General features: G+C 76.3%; 15 protein-coding genes. 8 read left to right on the plus strand and 7 right to left on the minus strand.

The window, feature by feature from the left end; all coding sequences use genetic code 11:
• The first annotated feature begins 69 nt into the window (after nt 1-69).
• Entirely contained in the window at nt 70-954 is an 885-nt protein-coding gene (locus AC24FB_RS03985) for a hypothetical protein (protein ID WP_425714581.1), read from the plus strand.
• A gap of 129 nt (nt 955-1,083) precedes the next feature.
• On the opposite strand, the gene AC24FB_RS03990 is transcribed toward AC24FB_RS03985, so the two are convergent.
• Together AC24FB_RS03990 and AC24FB_RS03995 are read right to left on the minus strand one after the other, a co-directional pair.
• Nucleotides 1,084-1,386: a Trm112 family protein gene (locus tag AC24FB_RS03990; protein ID WP_425714582.1), complete on the minus strand. Its 303-nt coding sequence runs from the start codon at nt 1,384-1,386 to the stop codon at nt 1,084-1,086.
• Nucleotides 1,383-1,826 carry a DUF3499 domain-containing protein gene (locus AC24FB_RS03995; protein WP_425714583.1) on the minus strand — a complete coding sequence of 148 codons (444 nt, stop codon included), beginning with the start codon at nt 1,824-1,826 and terminating at the stop codon, nt 1,383-1,385. The genes AC24FB_RS03990 and AC24FB_RS03995 overlap by 4 nt, the downstream gene beginning before the upstream one ends.
• 146 nt (nt 1,827-1,972) lie before the next feature.
• Between AC24FB_RS03995 and AC24FB_RS04000 the strand changes: the two genes are divergently transcribed.
• A complete protein-coding gene (locus AC24FB_RS04000; RefSeq protein WP_425714584.1) occupies nt 1,973-2,449 on the plus strand; it encodes a metallopeptidase family protein in 477 nt (158 codons plus the stop codon).
• Nucleotides 2,450-2,536: 87 nt separating this feature from the next.
• Here the strand turns inward: AC24FB_RS04000 and AC24FB_RS04005 are convergent, their stop codons facing one another.
• From AC24FB_RS04005 to AC24FB_RS04015, 3 genes are read right to left on the minus strand one after another with little or no spacing between them, the layout of a single operon-like run.
• Nucleotides 2,537-4,129, minus strand: a complete 1,593-nt coding sequence (locus AC24FB_RS04005; protein ID WP_425714585.1) for a DUF5719 family protein — start codon at nt 4,127-4,129, stop codon at nt 2,537-2,539.
• Nucleotides 4,126-7,827 carry a glycosyltransferase gene (locus tag AC24FB_RS04010; RefSeq protein WP_425714586.1) on the minus strand — a complete coding sequence of 1,234 codons (3,702 nt, stop codon included), beginning with the start codon at nt 7,825-7,827 and terminating at the stop codon, nt 4,126-4,128. Before AC24FB_RS04010 ends, AC24FB_RS04005 begins: the two co-directional genes overlap by 4 nt.
• A gap of 3 nt (nt 7,828-7,830) precedes the next feature.
• Nucleotides 7,831-8,142, minus strand: coding sequence for a WhiB family transcriptional regulator (locus tag AC24FB_RS04015; protein ID WP_425714587.1), 312 nt, complete (start codon nt 8,140-8,142; stop codon nt 7,831-7,833).
• 127 nt (nt 8,143-8,269) lie between these two features.
• Here AC24FB_RS04015 and AC24FB_RS04020 point away from each other — a divergent pair, with 127 nt between their 5' ends.
• The 3 genes from AC24FB_RS04020 (at nt 8,270) to AC24FB_RS04030 (ending at nt 10,962) form a co-directional block, all read left to right on the plus strand.
• Entirely contained in the window at nt 8,270-9,028 is a 759-nt protein-coding gene (locus AC24FB_RS04020; protein ID WP_425714588.1) for a TIGR03089 family protein, read from the plus strand.
• Nucleotides 9,029-9,032: 4 nt separating this feature from the next.
• Nucleotides 9,033-9,902 (plus strand): glucose-1-phosphate thymidylyltransferase RfbA, encoded by an 870-nt coding sequence (gene rfbA / locus AC24FB_RS04025; protein WP_425714589.1) that lies wholly within the window; start codon nt 9,033-9,035, stop codon nt 9,900-9,902.
• Nucleotides 9,903-10,044: 142 nt separating this feature from the next.
• Nucleotides 10,045-10,962 carry a hypothetical protein gene (locus tag AC24FB_RS04030; RefSeq protein ID WP_425714590.1) on the plus strand — a complete coding sequence of 306 codons (918 nt, stop codon included), beginning with the start codon at nt 10,045-10,047 and terminating at the stop codon, nt 10,960-10,962.
• A gap of 38 nt (nt 10,963-11,000) precedes the next feature.
• Here the strand turns inward: AC24FB_RS04030 and AC24FB_RS04035 are convergent, their stop codons facing one another.
• Together AC24FB_RS04035 and rfbD are read right to left on the minus strand one after the other, a co-directional pair.
• Nucleotides 11,001-11,429 (minus strand): hypothetical protein, encoded by a 429-nt coding sequence (locus AC24FB_RS04035; RefSeq protein WP_425714591.1) that lies wholly within the window; start codon nt 11,427-11,429, stop codon nt 11,001-11,003.
• Nucleotides 11,430-11,459: 30 nt separating this feature from the next.
• Complete coding sequence (rfbD, locus tag AC24FB_RS04040) at nt 11,460-12,308, minus strand: dTDP-4-dehydrorhamnose reductase (protein ID WP_425714592.1); 849 nt, start codon at nt 12,306-12,308, stop codon at nt 11,460-11,462.
• A gap of 168 nt (nt 12,309-12,476) precedes the next feature.
• Between rfbD and AC24FB_RS04045 the strand changes: the two genes are divergently transcribed.
• The 3 genes from AC24FB_RS04045 to AC24FB_RS04055 are packed head-to-tail and all read left to right on the plus strand — an operon-like array spanning nt 12,477 to nt 16,219.
• Nucleotides 12,477-13,091 (plus strand): dTDP-4-dehydrorhamnose 3,5-epimerase family protein, encoded by a 615-nt coding sequence (locus AC24FB_RS04045; RefSeq protein WP_425714593.1) that lies wholly within the window; start codon nt 12,477-12,479, stop codon nt 13,089-13,091.
• Nucleotides 13,088-14,065 (plus strand): glycosyltransferase family 2 protein, encoded by a 978-nt coding sequence (locus AC24FB_RS04050; protein WP_425714594.1) that lies wholly within the window; start codon nt 13,088-13,090, stop codon nt 14,063-14,065. The genes AC24FB_RS04045 and AC24FB_RS04050 overlap by 4 nt, the downstream gene beginning before the upstream one ends.
• 9 nt (nt 14,066-14,074) lie before the next feature.
• On the plus strand, nt 14,075-16,219 hold the full coding sequence (locus AC24FB_RS04055; RefSeq protein ID WP_425714595.1) for a SpoIID/LytB domain-containing protein: 2,145 nt from the start codon (nt 14,075-14,077) through the stop codon (nt 16,217-16,219).
• Nucleotides 16,220-16,226: the final 7 nt, after the last annotated feature.

The following is a 16,226-nucleotide window of genomic DNA, read 5'->3' on the forward strand; positions in this document are numbered from 1 at the left end:
GGTCACATGGGGCGAACTCCCCGCCCTTATCGCTCGACGGATCCGGTCCGGTCCGTCAAGGTGGTCGCCATGCGGTCCATGTCGCGGGTCCTCGTCGTGCCTGCGGGCATGCTTGCGCTCGCCCTGACCCTCGGCGCCTGCTCGGACGGCCCGTCCGTCAGCTCCCGGTCCCCCTACGCGGACGACCCGGCCCCCTCGGCGCCCTCGCTCCCGAGCACCCCTCCCGGCACGGACCCGGACGCCGACCCGTCGGAGTCGCCGACCGAGGACGGGACGGACCCCGCGGACTCGCCCGACGGCACGGAGACGCCGTCCTCCGGCGAGGCGCCCACCACGGACGACGAGGAGTCCACGGAGACCCCGACCGCCACGCCGGACACGCGCCCGGAGGACCCGACCGAGGCTCCGAGCGAGGCGCCGACCGCCGCCCCCACCGAGGCACCGACCTCGGGCGAGGAGGACGAGCCGGTCGAGCAGCGCCCCGGCGGCCAGGACATCCGCGCGGCCGCGGGGGCCGCCCTGTCCGCCTACCCGGGGGCCGCGCTCGTCTCGGTGGTGCACCGCGACGACAACTCGGGCGAGGTCCCGCCGCCGGACACCGGCTACGTCGTGGTCCTCGTGGCCGGCCCGGACCGGGTCGAGGTCTCGCTCGACTCCGCGTACGGGGTGGTCGGGGCCGAGGTGAGCCCCGCCGACACCGTGCTGCGGGCACTCGCCGAGGAGGACGTCATCAGCGCCGACACCGCGCTCGACCAGGCCCTCGCGAGCGGCCTGCTCGAGGGGGAGGTCGTGCGCAGCATCGAGCTCGTGTCGTTCTCCGGGGCGCTGACGTGGGACATCCACGTGTTCGGCACGTCCGAGCGCGTGGCGTCGATCGCCGCCGAGGCCGCCGGGTCCGAGGAGAGCTCGTCCGCGGTGCCGTCCGCCCCGGGCTCCGAGTCGCCCACGGACTGACCGGCCGACCAGGTCGGGAGGCGCGCGGCGTCAGTCGTCGTCGCGCGGGGGTCAGTCGTGCGGGCCGAGCGAGGCGGGACACGGCCCGAGAGCGGGCAGCGCCCGGCAGCGGTCAGAGCCGGGCAGCGGTCAGAGCGACCGGGCCTCGTCCTCGAGGAGGATCGGCACGCCGTCACGCACCGGGTAGGCCAGGCCGGCCGCGGCCGAGCGAAGCTCCGCGGTGCCGTCCGGTGCCACGGCGTCCGTCAGCTCGTCCCCGGTGACCGGGCAGCGCAGCAGCGCCCGCACCCACGGCTCGAGCTCGCCGCCGCCGACGGTCACGCCGTCGGCCCGCACCGCCTGGGCGACCGGTCGGTCGGTCGGCTCCTGGGCAGCCTTCCCGCGGAGCGCCTGTTCCTGGCCGTCCCGTCCGACGGACTCGTCGTGGGTCATCGCTGCTCGCTCTCGTCGGTCGTCGCGTCGTCGCCGCCACGCAGGAGGCGCAGGTGCCCGCGCCGGGTGATCTCGTGCTCCCGCGCCGGCGGCTCACCGGTCAGGGGGGCGGGTGTCCCGCGGTGCATCGCGACGGCGCGCTCCGCCGGCCGGTGCTCGCGCGGACCGCGCGCGGCCGCGGCCCGGACCGCGTCGGCGAGCGCCTCGATGTCGTCCGACGACGGCGGTGCCGCCTCGAAGGAGGTGCTCAGCCGGACGACGTCCCAGCCGCGCGGGACGGACAACCGCGAGGCGTGGACGTCGCACAGGTCGTAGGCGTGAGGCTCCGGGGTCGCCGACAACGGACCGAGCACGGCGGTGGAGTCGGCGTACACGTAGGTCAGGGTGGCGGCGGCCGAACGGGTGCACGACGGCTTGGTGCACTGGCGGACGGCTCTCACACCTGCTGACGCTACCTGGTCCACCGGCCCGGGCGCGGCTCCGTCACGCGTCTCGTGCGCCACTGCCGGGGTGCGGGGTGGCAGGTCCCGGCGGCGACGCGGCAGCCGGACGACGACGGCACGGCCGCTCGTCCTAGGATCGCCAGGTGTCCGAGTCCACGGGCCCCGCGGTGGGGCCGCACCTGCCCGCGCTCCCCGCGCGACGCGACGGCCGCCGCCGCGAGCGCCACGGTCGCGGACCACGTGGCCCGCTCCTCCCGTGGCAGCTGCCCGGCTGGCGGACCCGGGCGGACCGGTTCGACGACCTCCTGCTCGACGCCGTCGAGCGCCTGGAGAAGGGCTGGGCCGCGGAGCTCTCCGGCGTGGAGATCGCGGTCGAGGACGTCCCGCCGTCGGACCCCGCCCCGTGGGAGCACCGGGCGATCGCCCTGGGCCGGTACTACGCCGGCGACCGGGCCGCCGGGCTGCCCCGGCGCATCGTCGTCTACCGGCGCCCGGTGGAGTCCCGCGCCGTCGACGCCCACGACCTCGGCGAGCTCGTCACCGCGGCGCTCGTCGAGCAGGTGGCGGCGATGCTCGGCCGCACGCCCGGCGAGATCGACCCGGACCACCCGGGCGCCTGAGCGACGCCTGCCGGCGGACTCCCCCCGTGCCGGGCGAGCGCCGTCACCGGTCGCGAACGTGCCGGACCTTGCAGGGCCCGGCCGTGATCACCGGACGAGGACGTCGATCTCGCCGGACTCGCGCGCGTCGGGCACGGCACCGAGCACCCCGACGAGGCGGCCGGTCGGCACCTCGGTGTCGAGGAGCACGGCCGACAGCACGCCCGGGCCGTCCGCCGCGTCCGGGGCGCCGTCCTCCCCGCCGGCGTCGGAGCCCGCGTCGTCGCGCGCCCCGTCCGCCTGCTCGGTGGCCACCCGAACGACGGTCGCTCCTTCGGGAGCATCGGCGAGCACCGTGCTCCCCGGCGTCACCTCGATCTCCTCGGCCGCGCCGGGTCGGGCGAGATCGCTCACCGTGACGACCGTCGGCGCCTCGCCGGGGTTGGTCACCGCGATCCGCGAGCGCACCCCGAGCGCCCCGCCGGGCAGGACGTGGACGGCGGACGACGCGGGCTCGGCGGCCGCCGTCCACGCGAGGTCGACGGCGAGGTCGCCGCTCCCCTCGGGGCTCGCGCCCTCCTGGGTCGTGACGGCGGAGGCCGCCACCGCGCCGTCGGTCCGCACGCGCACGCCGTGCACGCCCTCGGCCACGCCGGTCAGCGGGACGTCGAGCACGACGCCCGGGTCGAGGACGACGTCCTGCGCCCCGCCCAGGGGCGTCCAGCCGTCCTCCGTCGTCAGGTCGAGCGACGCCGTGACGACCTCGTCGGCCGGGTTGACGAGGCGGACGGCCGCGGTGCCCCCGGGCGCCACCTCGACGACGGGGACGTGCACCTCGCCGGCGGGTCCGGTGCCGGCGGTGACGACGTCGAGCCCGGCGGACGCGAGCCCCTGCGTGCGCAGGTCCTCGAGCGACGCGGCGAGCCGTCCGCCCCTGCCGTCGACCCGCAGGGCGATCGCCGGGCTCTCGACCGAGGCCTCGACGGGCAGCTGGACGGTGGAGCGGGGCGGGACGACCACGTCGCTGAGCGCGGGGGCGTCGACGATCCCGACCGCGGTGTGCACCGTGACGTCGGCCGTCACGGGCACGGGCCCGGCGTTGGTGAGGCTGAGCAGCGCGGTCGACCCGAGCTCGGTGGACCCGCCGACGAGCCACGCCGACGCCGCCGGCGCCTGGCAGGTCGCGGCGGCGATGCCGCGCAGGTCGCCGGCGTCGGTCCGCACGACGACGGCACCGCCGCCGCTGCCCGGCGCGGTCGCCCCCGCCTCGTCGACCGGCGCGACCGTGAGGACGCCGGGGTCGGCGGTCGCCGTCGCCAGGCTCCGGATCGCGGACTCCCCCGCGGCCACGGTGTCGAGCCCGACGCTCTCGCCGGCACCGGAGCCCTCCGCCCACTCCGCCTCGGCGACCGGGGCGTCTCCGACGGCCCACGTGTGCAGCTGGGTGGTCGAGCGGACGGTGCGGTCGCCCTCGTCCTGGTCCGGGTCCGCCGGGCCCGTGTCCTCGGTGGTGGGGACGGGGACGGGCGCACACACGTGGGTCGACCCCGTGGCGGGCAGCGCGATCCCGGAGGCCTCGGCCGGGCGGAGCTCGGGCGCCGGGAGTGCCTGCCCGGCCCACAGGGCTCCCCCGGTCAGGGCGAGCACCGCCACGGCCCCGACGGCCGCCCCGGCCGCGCGTGCTGCTGTCCTACCGGTCACCACTCCTCCTCCCGGCGCACGCGCAGCGGCAGGGCGAGGAGCACGACGACGCCCAGCACCACCGCCTGCGCGGCGCCCATCCACACCGACCACGGCTCGCGGTGGACCACCGACAGCTCGCCACCCTCGCCCGCCGGCACGGCGAACGCCTGCCGGCCCTCGACCTCGACCACCTCGAGCGGCGCGCCGTCGAGCGTGGCCTCCCAGCCCCGGTGGGGCGTCTCGGCCAGCAGCAGCACGCGGTCCGCGTCCGTCGACTCGACCACGGTGTCCACCTCGACCGCCTCGGCGTCGACGTCGGTCACGACCACCGCGTCGTCCGCAGCATCACCACCAGCGTCGTCGCCGTCCGCGCCGTCGCCCTCCGCCCGGCCGCCGTCCGGCAGGTCGGCGGCGTCGACGAGCCGCACGCGCGCGATCGAGCTGGCGCTGCCCTCGACCTCCGGGTCGCGCGAGAGCCGCAGCACGGTGCCGGACCCGTCGTCGGTCACGCCCTCGAGCCCGGGGACGGTGGCGAGCCGGGCGACGAGCGCCTCACGGTCGGCGTCGGTCGCCCCGGGCATCGGCTCCGGGTCGACGACGACGACGCCGACGGCGTGGTGCGAGAGCTCCTCGACGGCGCCCGGCTGCCCGCCGTCCGCCAGCAGGGCCACGACGTGTGCAAGGTCGTCGGACGCGCGCTCGTCGGCCGTGCCGAGCCTGATCGTCACGGCGGCGTCGGCCTCGCGCCGGCCGTCACCGCGCCACAGCTCGGCGGCGACCTCGTCCGCGCCGGCCTGGAGGTGGAGGACCCGTGAGCGCAGGCCGGACGCCTGCTGCTCGACCGACAGCGCCGGCACCGCGCCGCCCGCCCGGGGGGCGAGGTGGTTCCACGTGCCCGCGGACGCGACCCACGTGCCCGCGGAGGCGAGCGGCACGAGCACGAGCACGATCGCGCCGACGGCGGCAAGGCCCTGACGCAGCCCGAGCTCCTGACCGCCGAGGGCCTCGGGGATGCCGTCGGCCGCGGCGACGACCGCGAGCAGGAGGCCCAGCAGGGCGAGGGTGGCCCCCGGGCCGGCCCACCCGGCGATCTCGGCGCCGTCGATCCCCGTGCCGCCCGGCACGCGGGTGGCGGCGACCGCAGTGGCGACCCCGAGCGCCGTGACGACCCAGCCGGCGCGGACCGCACGCGCCCGGCCGAGCCGGAGGAGCGCGAGGAGAGCGAGGACGAGCAGCAGGACGCCCGGCACGAGGAGGAGCAGGTCGCGCCAGGGCAGGTCGAGCACCTGGGTCGGGTCGGCGGGTGCACCCGAGGGCAGGTCCTGCGGGAGCCCGAGCAGGGCGAGCCACGCGGGCCCGGGGGCCGACGCGAGCCCGTGGCCCGGGTCCGCGACGGCGATCGCGAGGGGGCCGCGCTCGAGCGCCGTGACGATCGTCGGCGCGAGCAGCGCCAGCGCGGGCACCGGGACGAGGAGCAGGAGGCCGCGGCGCCGCGGGACGAGCGGCGCGAGCACGAGCAGCCCGACGAGCGCGGCGGGCAGGAGGATCGGCGCGCCGGCGCTCGCGAGCGCCAGGGCGAGCCCGGCGCCGGCGGCACCCGTGATCGCGCCCGCCCGCGTCGTGCGGCGCGGCCGGACGACCGCACCGTTCCCGGGGTCGTTCGCCGCGGCACCGTCGTTCCCGGGACCGTCGTCCTCGAGCGGCTCGCCGTCGACGTCGACCCGACGCGCGTCGACCATCCCGGAGCGGATGACGTCCCGGCGCCGCACGCCGGCCACCCAGGCGATCCCGAGGCCGACGAGCGGGAGCGCGACGTGCGCGAGGACGGCCCCGAGCCGCCCCTCGCCGAGGGCCAGCCACAGCGTGGGGGCGACCGCCCAGGCGAGCGCGGCGGCGGCGCGCAGGAGGAGGGAGCGCGTGGCGGCGCCCGTGGCGGCCCACGCCGTGAGGGCCGCGGCCGGCACGGCGAGCAGGACCGCGAGCGTGGCCACCCAGCCCGGGGAGAGGCCGACGAGGCCGAGCACCCAGGCGGCCGCGGCGAACAGGGTGAGCATCGGGTCCGCCGGGCCGGGGGCGCCGACCCCGGAGTCCATCCAGGTCGAGCGTGCCGTGATCCACAGGTCCTCGGCCGACCGGCCGAGGTGGGCGAGCGCGCCGCCTACGGGCTGGCCGCCGCCGACGAGCGGGAGCACGAACGGCAGCGCGAGCGTGAGGGCGACGACGACGACCAGGCCGAGCGTCACCCGGCGGCGTCGGCCGAGCTCGGCCCGCTCGGCGAGCTCGAGCTCCGAGGGCGCCTCGGCGAGCCGGCGCGCCGTGGCGGTCTGCCGGCGGATGGCGGCGCGCGCGGCGCGGACCTCGCCCGGCGTCGCCTCGAGCTCGCGCAGCGCGGCCCGGGAGCCGCGGCCGGCGGATGCGATCCGCCGGCGCGCGGCGGGGACCTTCGGCAGGCGGGCGACGAGCCGGCCGACGGCGGAGAGCTCGGCGACGGCGAGCGGCGTGTCTTTGCCGAGCATCCGCCACAGGGCGCGCAGCGGCCCGAGCAGGACGTAGCCGAGCGCGAGCAGCGGCCAGGTGCCGCGCGCGGCGAGCAGGGCGTTGTAGAGCTGGGCGGTGCGCCGCGCGGAGAAGGAACGGGCGGGGCTGCCGCGGTGGGCGCCGCCGGTCCCGGGGTCGCTCGCCCCGTCGAAGCCGGGGTGGGCGTCGGCCGGGCCGCCGTCCCGCACGTCCCCGTCCACGGCGAGGGCGCCGCGGGCGGCGTCGTCGTCATCGTCGGCGTGGTCGACGACCCGGACGCCGCCGTGCCCCGAGTCGCGCAGCCCCAGGTAGGAGGCCCGCCGGTGGAGCACGTGGGCGGTGGGCTCGACGACGACCCGGTACCCCGCGGCACGCACGCGCCGGGAGAGTTCGAGGCCGTCCCCGAACGGGCCGAGCACCTCGTCCGTGCCGCCGAGCCGCTCCCACACCTGCGCGCCGACGAGCATGCCGGCGGTGCCGACCGCGAGCACGTCCTGGCGGTGGTCGTGCTGGCCCTGGTCGATCTCCTTCGGTTCGACGTCCGCCACGCGGCGCGCCCGGCGCGTGGCCCGCACGCCCACCTCGAGCAGCCGGCCGGGGTCGTCCCAGTCGACCTGCTTGGCGCCGACCACGGCGAGCGACCGGCCGGCCTCCGCGGCACGGAGCTGACGGTCGAGCGCCCGGGGTGCCGGCGCGGAGTCGTCGTGCAGCAGCCAGAGCCAGTCGGGGTGCGACGCGGCCCCGGCATCGAGCACACCGTCGGTCACCGCGCGCATCTCACCGGTGGTGACGGGCGACATCTCGCCCGTGGCCGCGCGGAAGCTCGAGCCCGCGGTCGTCGCACCGCCGGTTCCCGCGTCCGTCCGGCCGGAACGGCGTGCGGCCCGCTCGACCAGCTTCGCGTAGGCGTCCAGGCCCGCGGAGACGGCGCCGCCGAACGTGCTCGCGCCCTGCGCGGTGACGAGGCGGACGCGCGAGACGTCCTCGAGCCCGGACCGGTGGACGACCTCGACGATCGGCTCGCCGGTGCCGATGTCACGGCCCGGGGCGGCGACGTCGACGACGACGACGACCTCGGGGTGATGGGACTGCGCGGCGACGGCGGCGAGGGTGCGTTCGAGGTACGGCGTCACCCCGCAGGTGACGACCACGGCGAGCGTCGTCGCCCGCGCGGGTGCAGCGGTGGTGCGGTCGACCACCTGCTAGACGGCGAGACGCTTGACGCGGCGGCGCTCGCGCTCCGAGAGGCCGCCCCAGATGCCGAACCGCTCGTCGTTCTCCAGCGCGTACTCCAGGCACTCCGAGCGCACGTCGCACGACGAGCACACCCGCTTGGCCTCCCGGGTCGAGCCACCCTTCTCGGGGAAGAACGCCTCGGGGTCCGTCTGCGCGCACAGGGCGCGGTCCTGCCAGGACAGGGGTCCCTCGTCACCGTTGTCGAGGTGCTCGAGCCCCGAGAGGTCGGTGTCCTCCCAGGACGTGGTCAAGGGTCCGTCACCCAGGATGTTCCACATGTCAGTCACTGCTCCAGTCGCCGCCGTTGGCGTGAATTACACCCGTGTCATCCGCACCCCGTCAAGGGGAGGGACCAGCATCACGGCGCGTCGCCCGGCGTGTCGCCCTGGGACGTAGCCTGGTCCGGTGCACGATGCCCTGCTGATCATGGACCATCTCGCGACCCTCGGAGCCGCGCCCGCCGTCACCGCCTACGCGCCCGACGGGCGGCTCGAGGTCTCGGGCCGCGTCGCCCGCCAGTGGGCGAGCAAGATCGGCGGTCTCCTGCGCGACGAGCTGGACGCCGAGCCCGGCGACCTGCTGGCCGTCGACCTCCCCCCGTCCTGGCGGGCGCCGCTGTGGACGCTCGGGGCCCTGGTCGTCGGAGTCACGCCCCACCTGTCCGGCGCCCCGGCCGCCGACCACGGTGCGGGACCGGCGGGCTCAACGGGTGCCGCGGGCTCCACGGGTGCCGGGCCGTCCGCCACGGCCCCTGCGACGGCCCCGCTGGCCACCGTCACGCACGAGCCCGCCGCCGCGGGCGCGGTCGCCGGCACCGTGCTCGCGCTGGCCGAGCCCTCGATGTCGATGCGCTGGGCCGGCGACCTCCCGGCCGGGGCTCTCGACGCCTCCGCCGAGACGCTCGCCCAGCCCGACGAGCTCATCCTCCCGCCGACCCCCGCCGAGGGGGACCCGACCGCTGAGGCGGGTGCCGCCGTCGGGCGGGGTCTCGACCGTGGTGCGCGCGTGGCGCTCGTGCCGACCTCGACGGCCCACGGGGTCGCGTGGGTGCTCGGCACCTGGCTCGCGGGCGGCTCGGCCGTGCTCCTCGCCCCGGGGACCTCGCCCGAGGAGGCGGCGCGACTCGCCGAGGTGGAGCGCGCGACGCTGCAGGCGGCAGACTAGGGCGATGCGCGGAATCATCCTGGCCGGCGGCGCCGGCACCCGGTTGCACCCCATCACCATCGGCGTGAGCAAGCAGATGGTGCCGGTCTACGACAAGCCGATGATCTACTACCCGCTCACCACGCTCATGCTGGCGGGCATCCAGGACATCCTCGTCATCACGACGCCCCACGACCAGGCCCAGTTCCAGCGCCTCCTCGGCGACGGCTCGCAGTTCGGCATCAGCCTCGACTACGTGGTCCAGTCGGAGCCGAACGGTCTCGCGCAGGCGTTCGTCCTCGGCGCCGACCACGTCGGCACGGACCACGCGGCGCTCGTGCTCGGGGACAACATCTTCTACGGCCCCGGCATGGGCACGCGGCTGCGCCGCAACACCGAGGTCGACGGCGGGGCCGTGTTCGCGTACCACGTGGCCGACCCGACCGCCTACGGCGTGGTCGAGTTCGACGCCGACCACCGCGCGATCTCCATCGAGGAGAAGCCCGCGCAGCCGCGCAGCTCGTTCGCCGTGCCCGGCCTGTACTTCTACGACAACGACGTGCTCGAGATCGCGAAGAACCTCGAGCCCTCCGCCCGCGGCGAGTACGAGATCACCGACGTCAACCGCGCCTACCTCGAGGCCGGTCGCCTGTCCGTCGAGGTCCTCCCCCGCGGCACCGCCTGGCTCGACACCGGCACCTTCGACTCGCTCGCCGACGCGACCGCGTTCGTCCGCACCGTCGAGGCCCGGCAGGGGCTCAAGGTCGGCTGCCCGGAGGAGGTCGCCTGGCGCATGGGCTTCCTCACCGACGACGAGCTGCGCGAGCGCGCCGAGCCGCTGCGCAAGTCCGGGTACGGGGAGTACCTGCTCGGGATCCTCGCCCGCGGTCGCTGAGCGGCTGACACGCCGACCATCTGCCCCGCCGGCGGGCGACGAGCCGACCGCCTGGCGACGAGCCGCCGGGCGACACGCCTGACGACTCTCTCGCCCGGTTGTCATCACTTTCTCATGACGCCGTGCTGGGATGACGTTCATCATGACGTCACCCGCAGGACACCTCGGGGGCGCGGCCTCCCCTGCGGTCGGCGCGCCCGGGAGTGGCGCGGGCTCGGGCGTCCCGTCCACGACGAACCCCGGAACCGAGCACGACGACGACACGCGTGCCGCATCGTCGCCGACCCCCGATGAGCCCGGACCCGGCACCCCGACCGCCGGCGCCACGGCTGCGCACCCGGCGCCCTCCGGCCTCGCCGTCGTCCCGTGGCGCCGCGTGGCCGTCGCGCTGTCGGTGGTCTCCCTGCTCGTCACCGTCGCCAGCTACATCCCCACCCGCTGGACCGGGGGCGGGCTGTTCTACGGCGGCGGCGAGTGGCACCACATCTTCGACGTCGCGCTCGAGAACTCGGTGGCCACCACCTGGTCGACGATGCTCATGACCGCCGGGGCCGTGCTGTGCGGCCTGTGCGCGTGGCTCGTCCGGCGCCAACGGTCCGGCGCCGCCTGGCCGTGGGTGCTCCTCGGGCTGGGGCTCGCCGCCTTCGCCGTCGACGAGGCGTCGAGCCTGCACGAGCGGCTGCCGCTGGTCGTCGACCGGCTCGGCATCGAGGCCTCGATCACCTACGCCTGGCTGATGATCGGCATCCCGCTGGCGATCGCGGTGGTGGTCGGCGTCGTCGTGTGCGCCATCCGGCTGCCACGGAGCGCGCGGTGGCTGATGATCGCGGGGATCCTCGTGTTCTTCGCCGGGGCGGTCGGTGTCGAGATGCTCACCGGCGAGCTGCGCACGTACGCCCCGGACGTCCACAACCGGTTCCTCTCCGAGCTCATCCACTCCGAGGAGCTGCTCGAGCTGCTCGGCATCGGGATCGCCGTGTGCGCGCCGCTGAGTGCGCTGCGCGTGACGCCCCGCCGCGCGGACCCGGGCGAGCTGCACCTCGTCGTCGCGACGCGCTGACCGCGGCGCCGACCAGCTCCCGCCGCTCCCGCCTCGGCTCAGGCCCCCGCGACCACCGACACGTCGAGCAGTCCCGGGAAGTCCTCGAACCAGTCCGCGGCGTCGGCGCTGCACCGCAGCCGCACCGTCGTGCCGTGGGGGTCGAGGTTCGCCGGGTGCCGCGGGTGCGCGCCGCACGGCGGCACCGGGAGGCCGTAGAGCTCGCCCTCGTCGAGGTAGTTCTGCACGTCCTCGAAGATCGTCGCCGCCGCGCAGCTCGCCGTCCCGTGACTCATGCCGACCAGCTCCCGGTCATAGCTGAACGGCTCGGTGAGGCGCGGTCCCGAGACCGCCACCCGAACCGTCGGGTGATCACCGGGCGCGGGCTCGCCGGGAACCACGGCCACCGTGACGCCGGCCGACCGGAACGCCCACGTCAGGCACGCCTCGACCAGGCCGATCACGGCCGGGTCGGCAGCGGTGCGCACGGTCACTGCTCAGGCCCGGGGCGCGACGGCTCAGGCCCCGAGGACCTCGGGCGCCGCGGCCCGCCAGCGCTCGTCCCACGCACCGATCGGCTCGACCCCGGCCGCCCGCAGCGAGTCGTGCCCGAGCACCGAGTACGCGGGGCGGGGGGCCTTCGCGGGGAACGCGTCCGCCGTCGTCTCCCCCACCATGGCCGGATCCTTGCCGAGCGTCTCGACGATGAGGCGCGTGAAGCCGTGCCAGCTCACCTGCCCCGAGCTCGTCGCGTGGTAGGTCCCCGGGGCGGCGTCGGCGGCGACGAGGCGCACGATCAGGTCAGCGACGTCGCGGGTCCAGGTCGGCTGGCCCACCTGGTCGGTGACGACGGACAGCGAGTCGCGCTCGCCGGCCAGGCGCGCCATCGTCCGGGGGAAGCACTTCCCCCCGGCGCCGTAGAGCCACGCGGTCCGCACGATGAGCGCGCGCGGGTCCTCGGCGCGCACGGCCCACTCACCGGCGGCCTTCGTCCGGCCGTACGCGGAGGCCGGGGCGATCGGCGCGGCGGCCGGGTACGGCTCGCTCGCGACGCCGTCGAACACGTAGTCGGTGGAGACGTGGACGGTGCGCGCACCGGCGGCCGCGGCGGCGCGGGCGAGGAGCTGCGGGCCGACGGCGTTGAGGCGGAAGGCCGCGGGCTCGGCGTCCTCGGCGTCGTCGACGGCGGTCCAGGCTGCGCAGTTGACGACCACGTCGACGTCCCGCACGGTCCGCGCGACGAGCGCGGGGTCCGTGATGTCGAGGTCGTCCCTGCCGAGCGCCGTCACGTCCTCGCCCGCCTCACGGAGCGCGGCGTCAAGATCCTGGCCGAGCATCCCGGCCGCCCCGGTGACCATCCAGCGCACGTCGTGCCTCCCTCGGCCCGCCCGGCCCCTCCGCGCGACGACCACGACCACAGTAGTGGCGCCCCGCGCGGCTAGGCTGGCCCGGCACGCGGCCCGGTCCCGCGCGGCCACGTACCGCGCACACCCGCGCCGCTGACGACCACACCCGCGCGACGGAAGGACCACGCCATGGAGATCCGCGAGCTGAAGGTCGGCGGCGCCTACGAGATCACCCCGAAGCAGTTCACCGACCCGCGGGGCGTGTTCTTCGAGGCCTACAAGTCGAGCGAGTTCGAGAAGGTCGTCGGGCACACGCTCTCCCTGGCCCAGACCAACAGCTCGGTCTCGGCCGCGGGCGTCCTGCGCGGCATCCACTTCGCGCAGCTGCCGCCCTCGCAGGCCAAGTACGTGTGGTGCCCGCGCGGCGCGCTGCTCGACGTCGTCGTCGACGTCCGGGTCGGCTCGCCCACCTACGGTCAGTGGGACTCGGTCCTCCTCGACGACGTCGACCGCCGCGCGATCTACGTCGGCGAGGGCATCGGCCACGCCTTCTGCTCGCTCGAGGACGGCTCGACCGCGGTCTACATGTGCTCGACCCAGTACGCGCCGGGCCGCGAGCACGGCATCCACCCGCTCGACCCGGCCATCGGCATCGAGTGGCCGAGCGTCGACCGCGCCGGCAACCCGATGGAGCTGCTGCTCTCGGACAAGGACTCCGCGGCGCCGAGCCTGGCCGAGGTCGCCGACCAGGGTCTGCTCCCCACGGCGCAGGAGGCCGCCGACTTCTACGCGAGCCTGAGGTGAGCGAGGGCCCGGCTCGGGAGAGCGCCGCACCGGCGCACGGGGCGGGAGGGCACGGCCCGACGGCGGTCGACACCGCGGTGTGCGCCGTCGTCGTCACGTACTCCCCCGACCTCGAGCGGCTCGACCCGCTCCTCACGGCGCTGGGCGCCCAGTGCGCGCGCGTCGTCGTCGTCGACAACGGGCCGGGCGGTTCGGGGCTCGAGGCGGCCTGCGAGCGCCACGGCGCCGAGCTCGTCGCGCTCGGCGAGAACACGGGCATCGCGAACGCGCAGAACGTCGGGATCGAGCGGGCGGTGGCGGACGGGGCCACCCACGTGCTGCTGAGCGACCAGGACTCGCTGCCCGCCCCGGACATGGTGGCCGAGCTGCTCGCCGGTCTGGACCGCGGCGAGGGGCAGGGACGAGGACCGGTCGGCGCCGTCGGGCCCGTCGCGGGTGACGTGCGCTCGGAGACCGAGGAGCTCGTCTACGTGTCGCGGCGCTGGGGCCCGCGGCGCGCACGGCCGGACGAGGTCGACGACGACGGACTGATCGACGCCGCCTTCCTCATCGCCTCGGGCTGCCTCGTACCGGCCGCGGTGCTCGAGCGCGTGGGGCCGATGAACGCGGACTGGTTCATCGACCACGTCGACCTCGAGTGGGGGCTGCGCGCGCGGCGGGCCGGGTACCGCCTGCTCGCCGTGACGACCGCGCGGCTCGACCATGCCCTCGGCGACAGCCTCGTCAAGCTGCCCGGGCGCGCCCAGGAGGTGCACGTCCACTCGGCGTTCCGCACGTACTTTCTCGCGCGCAACACCGTGCTGCTCCTGCGCTCGGGGCTGCTGCCGCCGGCGTGGGCGGTCGGCTACGCCGTGTGGCTGGGCAAGTACGTCGCCTTCAATTCACTTCTTGTTCCTGGCCGGATCGACCGCGCACGGAGGATGATGCGGGGTGTGGTCGACGGAGTGCTCGGCCGCACCGGTCCCGCTCGCTGAGGAGCCCAGATGTCCTTCCCCCGTCCGCGCCTCGCCACCCTGTGGCTCGCGCTCGCCACCGCCGGCGCCGCACTGGTCGCCCCGTCGGCCGCCGTCGCCTCCCCGCTCGGGCCAGTCGGGACCGACTCCCCCGACGACGACGGATCGCCCGGTGCCGCGGCGTCGTCGTCGGACGGTGTCTCGTCGTCGCCGGACGGCACCACGACACCCGACGGGATCGGCTCCCCGGACGGCATCGGCGCACCCGATGCGGGCGCCCTGCCCGAGGGGTCGACGGACGCCTCCTCCGAGGCCACCACCGATGACGGGACCACCGCCACCGAGGTGTACCCGCGCCCCGCCGACGGCACGTGGGAGATCGAGGGCCACGGCTGGGGCCACGGCATCGGCATGTCCCAGTGGGGCGCCCAGGGCGCGGCGCTGCAGGGCGTGAGCAGCACCGACATCCTCTCCTTCTACTACCCGGGCACCCGGCAGGCGGACATCGGCAACCCGGTCGTCCGCATCCGCCTCCTCGCCCTCGCGGGTCGGACGTCGGTCACCGCGTGGGCGCCGTCGGGCCAGACGCTGCGCGCCACCGCGGGCGGGACGAACCTCGGCGCCCCCGCGGGCGGCCGCCTGACGGTCACGCGCACGTCGACCGGGTTCCGGCTCGAGCACCGCACCACGCCGGGCGGGTCCGTCGGCTGGTCGACGACGACCACGGCCCCGGTCACGCTCGCCACGAACGACGGCGTCGTCGTCGGGGCCTCCCCCACCGGCGGCGGCACCTGGTACCGCGGCGAGGCCGCCGTCCAGCCCACCTCCGGCACGCTCGAGGTCGTCAACCACGTGCGGATGGAGGACTACCTGCGCTCGGTCGTCCCGCGCGAGGCGCCGGCGTCCTGGCACTACTCGGCCCTCGAGGCGCAGTCCGTGGCCGCCCGCACCTACGCCCGGCACGAGATGCGCACCGGCGGCATCTACGACCTGTGCGACACGACGAGCTGCCAGGTCTACGCGGGCCGCGGATCTGTGAGTGCGAGCGGCGCCCTCACCGGCCACGAGCACGCCCGCACGGACATCGCGATCGCCTCGACCAACGGACGCATCCTCGAGGGGCGGACGACCGCCGGGGGCGCGTGGGGCCCGGCGTTCACGCAGTTCTCGTCGTCCAACGGCGGCTACTCGGTGGCCGGCTCGCGCCCCTACCTCATGGCCCGCGCGGACCCGTGGTCCGGGACCGCCCCCGGCGACCCGGTGACGAGCTGGTCGACCACCCTGCGTGCCACCGACGTCGACGCCCGGTGCGCCGCCGGCGGGACCGTGCGAAGCCTCGTCGTCACCGCGCGCGACGGCCGGGGCGACCTCGGCGGGCGCATCACCGGCCTGCGGCTCGACTGCACGACCGGCCCGGTCGACGTCACCACCGAGTTCACCCGTCGCCTCGGCATGCGCTCGAGCTGGTGGCGGCCGGTGCCCGAGGAGTACCCCTCGGTGTTCTTCCTCAACGACGCCTGGACCGCGTGGGCGAACCACGAGGTGCGCCTCGGCGCCGCCACCTCCTCGCCCCTGGCCGGCGACTGGGACGGCGACGGCACGGACACGGTCGGCGTGCGCGACGGCAACCGCCTCACGCTCGCCCGCGACCACAGCGGCGCGACGACGACCACCCTCGACTACGGCCGCGCCGGCGACGTGCTGCTGACCGGCGACTGGGACGGCGACGCGGGCGACAGCTTCGCGGTCCGCCGCGGGAACACCTACCTCCTGCGCGACGCCCTGACGTCGGGGGTCGCCGACACGGTGCTCGACTACGGCCGGGCGGCCGACGAGGTGTTCGTCGGGGACTGGGACGGCGACGGCGTCGACACGCTCGCGGTACGCCGCGGGAACCGGTTCTTCGTGTCGAACTCACTCGTCTCCGGCTGGGCCGATGCCGAGCTCGACTACGGCCGGGCCGGGGACACGGTCCTCGTGGGCGACTGGGACGGCGACGGCGTCGACACCTTCGCCGTGCGGCGCGGCAACACCTACCTCGTGCGCAACGAGCTGACCTCGGGCGACGCGGACATCGAGCTCGCCTTCGGACGCGCGAGCGACTCGGTCGTCGTGGGCGACTGGGACGGCGACGGCGAGGACACCCTGGGCGTGCACCGCGTCGAGGCCTGGTAGCAGGCCC

The sequence above is a fragment of the Georgenia sp. Z1344 genome, assembly GCF_057652375.1.

Coding starts and splice junctions, on each gene's coding strand:
- AC24FB_RS04015 (WP_425714587.1), bottom strand. CDS start 8,142: ATGTGGAACATCCTGGGTGACGGACCCTTGACCACGTCCTGGGAGGAC.
- AC24FB_RS03990 (WP_425714582.1), bottom strand. CDS start 1,386: ATGACCCACGACGAGTCCGTCGGACGGGACGGCCAGGAACAGGCGCTC.
- AC24FB_RS04030 (WP_425714590.1), top strand. CDS start 10,045: ATGACGTCACCCGCAGGACACCTCGGGGGCGCGGCCTCCCCTGCGGTC.
- AC24FB_RS03985 (WP_425714581.1), top strand. CDS start 70: ATGCGGTCCATGTCGCGGGTCCTCGTCGTGCCTGCGGGCATGCTTGCG.
- AC24FB_RS04045 (WP_425714593.1), top strand. CDS start 12,477: ATGGAGATCCGCGAGCTGAAGGTCGGCGGCGCCTACGAGATCACCCCG.
- rfbA (WP_425714589.1), top strand. CDS start 9,033: ATGCGCGGAATCATCCTGGCCGGCGGCGCCGGCACCCGGTTGCACCCC.
- AC24FB_RS04055 (WP_425714595.1), top strand. CDS start 14,075: ATGTCCTTCCCCCGTCCGCGCCTCGCCACCCTGTGGCTCGCGCTCGCC.